This is a genomic window from Paracoccus sp. (in: a-proteobacteria), assembly GCF_032007265.1.
Taxonomy (GTDB): domain Bacteria; phylum Pseudomonadota; class Alphaproteobacteria; order Rhodobacterales; family Rhodobacteraceae; genus Paracoccus.
The window spans coordinates 1-4068 of the sequence record NZ_DALZMB010000181.1; the positions used below are offsets into that span (position 1 = coordinate 1).

At 60.6% G+C, this 4068-nt stretch carries 4 protein-coding genes; 3 read left to right on the forward strand and 1 reads right to left on the reverse strand.

Annotated features, from left to right (window positions below; translation table 11 throughout):
- Positions 1-291, reverse strand: a 291-nt coding sequence (locus RTS12_RS20215) for a GcrA family cell cycle regulator (protein ID WP_312531871.1), incomplete at its 3' end; no start/stop codon positions are given.
- A gap of 130 nt (positions 292-421) precedes the next feature.
- Here RTS12_RS20215 and RTS12_RS20220 point away from each other — a divergent pair.
- The 3 genes from RTS12_RS20220 to argF all read left to right on the forward strand — a co-directional run bounded on the left by RTS12_RS20220 (position 422) and on the right by argF (position 3988).
- A complete protein-coding gene (locus RTS12_RS20220) occupies positions 422-1255 on the forward strand; it encodes an ABC transporter permease (RefSeq protein ID WP_312531873.1) in 834 nt (277 codons plus the stop codon).
- 203 nt (positions 1256-1458) lie between these two features.
- Positions 1459-2631 carry an aspartate aminotransferase family protein gene (locus RTS12_RS20225; protein ID WP_312531875.1) on the forward strand — a complete coding sequence of 391 codons (1173 nt, stop codon included), beginning with the start codon at positions 1459-1461 and terminating at the stop codon, positions 2629-2631.
- A 430-nt stretch (positions 2632-3061) separates the two neighbouring features.
- Entirely contained in the window at positions 3062-3988 is a 927-nt protein-coding gene (argF, locus tag RTS12_RS20230) for an ornithine carbamoyltransferase (RefSeq protein WP_312531877.1), read from the forward strand.
- Positions 3989-4068 lie beyond the last annotated feature (80 nt).

Here is a 4068-nt window from a genome sequence, read left to right on the forward strand (position 1 = left end):
GGCAGGTTCAGCGGCGGCGCGGGGCTGGGCTTCGGGCTGGGGCTTGGGGGCCGCAGCTTTGGCCGGCGCAGCCGACGGGGTCGGTGCGGCAGCGGTGGGGGTTGCGGGTGCGGCTGCCGGTGCGCTTTCGGGCGCGGCATCCTCGGTGCGGTTCGACAGCCCAAGGCGGTGCACCTTGCCAATCACAGCATTGCGCGTGACGCCGCCCAATTCCTTGGCGATCTGGCTGGCCGACTGGCCTTCCGCCCACATCCGTTTCAGCGTTTCGACGCGTTCGTCGGTCCAGGACATGATTTGCCTTTCCATTCGGGTCGTGGCCGACCCGCGGTCGTACGAGGTTGCGGCTTCTATTCTGCAAAGCCCGGTTCTAAACGGGATGTATTGAAATACCCGCCCGTCCCCGAAAATTCAAGGAGCGCAGATGCAAGACAGCCTCAATAACCGCGAATATTCCGCCGCGTATTCCGAGATGGGGGTCCGCCGCTTCGGTCGGGTGAACTGGATCGGACTTTATACGCTGTGCCGCCGCGAGACGATGCGCTTTATGTCTGTCTGGCAACAGACGATATTTGCGCCGCTGATGACGGCTGCACTTTTCGTCATTGTCTTTGCCCTGGCGCTGGGAAAGGGCCGTGGCGAGGTCATGGGCCTGTCCTATCTGGCCTTTCTAGGGCCGGGCATCCTGATGATGTCGGTGATCCAGAATGCTTTTGCCAATAGCTCTTCCTCGCTGATTTCCGCAAAAATGCAGGGAAATATCGTGGATACGCTGATGGCGCCGCTCTCGGCGGGGGAAATCCTGACCGGTTATCTGGTTGGTTCGCTGATCCGAGCGCTGATCGTGGCCTCAGCCATTGGTATCGGCATGGCGCTGGTGATCGGGCAGGGGGTTGCGCATCCGCTTTGGGCGCTGACTTTTGTGGTTCTGGCGGCGCTGTTGATGGGCGGACTTGGGCTTTTGGGCGGGATTATCGCCCAGAAATTCGATCAGATGGCGGTGATTACCAACTTTGTCGTGACGCCGCTCTCGTTTTTGTCGGGAACCTTCTATTCCATTCAGGCGCTGCCGCAGCCTTTCCGCACGCTGGCGCATTGGAACCCGATTTTTTATCTGATCGATGGCGCCCGCTATGGCTTTGCCGGGGTCAGCGATGCGCCGGTCTGGCGGGGGTTCACCATCAGCCTGGTGGCGGTCGCAATCGTCTTGTTCATTGCCTGGCGCTGGCTCAGGATCGGCTACCGGATGAAACCTTAAGGTCACGGGTCTGAAATCTGATCGCTTTGGATGCAAATCTACTCTTGCGCGGGAACGTGATCTCGCGCAGGGTCCGCGCCATGATCGTATGGACCATCACCTCTTGCCGTCCCCGACGTTGATTTTTCAACGAACGATCCCGCCTGCCAATCTGACATCTCTATGCCGCGCTGATCGCGGCTTTGCCTGCAAAGGAAATCTCTATGATTCCGCATGTCCTTCCGACTTATAACCGTGCCGATCTTGCCTTTGAAAAGGGCGAGGGCTCTTGGGCCATTGCGACGGATGGGACGCGATATCTGGATCTGGGCGCAGGGATCGCTGTGAACGCCCTTGGCCATGCCAATCCGGATCTGGTCGCGGCACTGACCGAGCAGGCCCAGAAAATCTGGCATGTCTCAAACCTTTACCACATCCCCGAACAGGAAAAACTGGCCGATCTTCTGGTCGCGCACACCTTTGCGGATACGGTATTTTTCACCAATTCCGGCACCGAGGCGGCCGAACTTGCCATCAAGATGGTGCGCAAGTTCTGGGACGCCGAGGGCCAGCCCGAGCGGATCGAGATCCTGACCTTTGAGGGCGCCTTCCACGGTCGCTCGACCGGCGCGATTGCGGCCTCGGGGTCGGAAAAGATGACCAAGGGCTTCGGCCCGCTGATGCCCGGCTTCCGCACCCTTCCCTGGGGCGACATGGAGTCATTGAAGGCTGCCATCTCGGACAAGACCGCAGCTGTGATGCTGGAGCCGATCCAAGGCGAAGGCGGCATCCGCCCATTGCCCGATGCTGATCTGAAACTGATCCGCGATCTTTGCGATCAGACCGGCGCGCTTTTGGTGCTGGACGAGGTTCAATCCGGCGTCGGCCGCACGGGTAAACTCTTTGCGCATCAATGGGCCGGAATTGCGCCCGATATTATGATGGTCGCGAAAGGTATTGGCGGCGGCTTTCCTTTGGGCGCACTCTTGGCCACAGAAAATGCGGCCAAGGGGATGATCGCGGGCACGCATGGTTCGACCTATGGTGGCAACCCCTTGGGGGCCGCGGTCGGGACGCGTGTGATGGAAATCATCGCCACACCCGAGTTTCTGGCAGAGGTGAACCGCAAAGCAGGCCTTATGCGTCAAAAACTCGAGGCGCTTGTCGCGGCACATCCCGATGTTTTCGAAGGGGTGCGCGGGCAGGGGTTGATGCTGGGTCTGAAAACCAAGGTTGCCCCGGTTGATCTGGTGAAAGCCGGCTATGAGGAGCATATCCTGACGGTTCCGGCGGCTGACAGCACCCTGCGTTTGCTGCCGCCGCTGAACATTTCGGACGAGGACATCGCCGAGGCCGTCGCGCGCCTCGACCGGGCAGCGGCAAGATGCCATGCCTAAGCGGAGCTTCAGGACGCTCACGCGCGCCGATCTGCCTTGTCTGGCAGATCGGACGTCGACGCCTGAAGCAGCGAACAGCCAGCACAGGGCGCATCTTGCGCCCGCTGGCACCTTGGGGCGCCGTCAAGGTCAGGATCTGCAGGCTTGCCAAAGCCTTGCCAGCCTGCACGCGCGCCCCATCATCTGCGCAAATCGCGGCGCCCTGCCCAAGGCGGTGCATGTGATGCGCGATCTTGCGCAGTCAGCGCGACAAACCCCTGCGACAATTCATGCTGGTTTGATGCCCGCCGCTTTGCGCAATGGCACCTCGGCCAGCGTGCTCACGCGCCTCCGATGAGGTCGACTGCCCCAGCAAATTTCCTGCGCTCACCACTTGACCTGCCCCCCGCATCCCTGATTGGCTCGCGGGGAAAGCCGAAAGTATCCATTCATGAATAGTTTTCTCGACATCCACACCACTGACAAAGCCGATCTTCGCGCCATGATCGAATCGGCCCGGCAGATGAAGGATGCCCGTAACGGCCGCCCCAAAGGCGCGCCTGACGACGATCTTCCGCTGAAAAATCGCATGGTTGCGCTGATTTTCGAAAAGCCCTCGACCCGGACCCGCGTCAGCTTTGACGTCGGCGTGCGCCAGATGGGCGGGCAGACAATGATCCTGTCTGGCTCTGAACTGCAGCTGGGCCATGGCGAGACCATTGCCGATACCGCCCGGGTTCTGTCGCGCTTTGTCGATATGATCATGATCCGCACCTACGAAGAGGCGACCCTGCAAGAGATGGCCGAATATGCGACGGTGCCGGTGATCAACGGGCTGACCAACCGCACCCATCCTTGCCAGATCATGGCCGATATCCTGACCTACGAAGAGCATCGCGGCCCGATCGCGGGTAAGAAGGTGGTCTGGTCGGGTGACGGCAACAACGTCTGCGCCAGCCTGATGCAGGCTGCGGGGCAGTTCGGTTTTGACTTCACCTTCACCGGACCCAAGGCGCTGGACCCCGAGCAGGAATGGGTCGATTTCGCCCGCGCTCAGGGCGTGGATGTCCAGATCGAGCGTGACCCGGTCAAGGCCGTCACCGGCGCAGATCTGGTGGTGACCGATACCTGGGTCTCGATGCATGATCCCCAATCCGCAAAAGAGCGGCGCAACAACCAGCTGCGCGGCTATCAGGTCAATGAGGCGCTGATGGCCCATGCCAAGCCAGATGCACTTTTCATGCATTGCCTGCCCGCGCATCGTGAGGATGAGGTAACAAGCGCCGTGATGGATGGCCCCCATTCTGTGGTCTTTGACGAGGCCGAGAACCGTCTCCATGCCCAAAAGGCCGTCATGCGCTGGTGCCTTGGCGTCTGATCACGCTGCAAAATATGGCAAAAAGGCGGCTTCGGCCGCCTTTTTCATGGCGCGTGCCGCTTTATCCTGTCGGCAGCTGG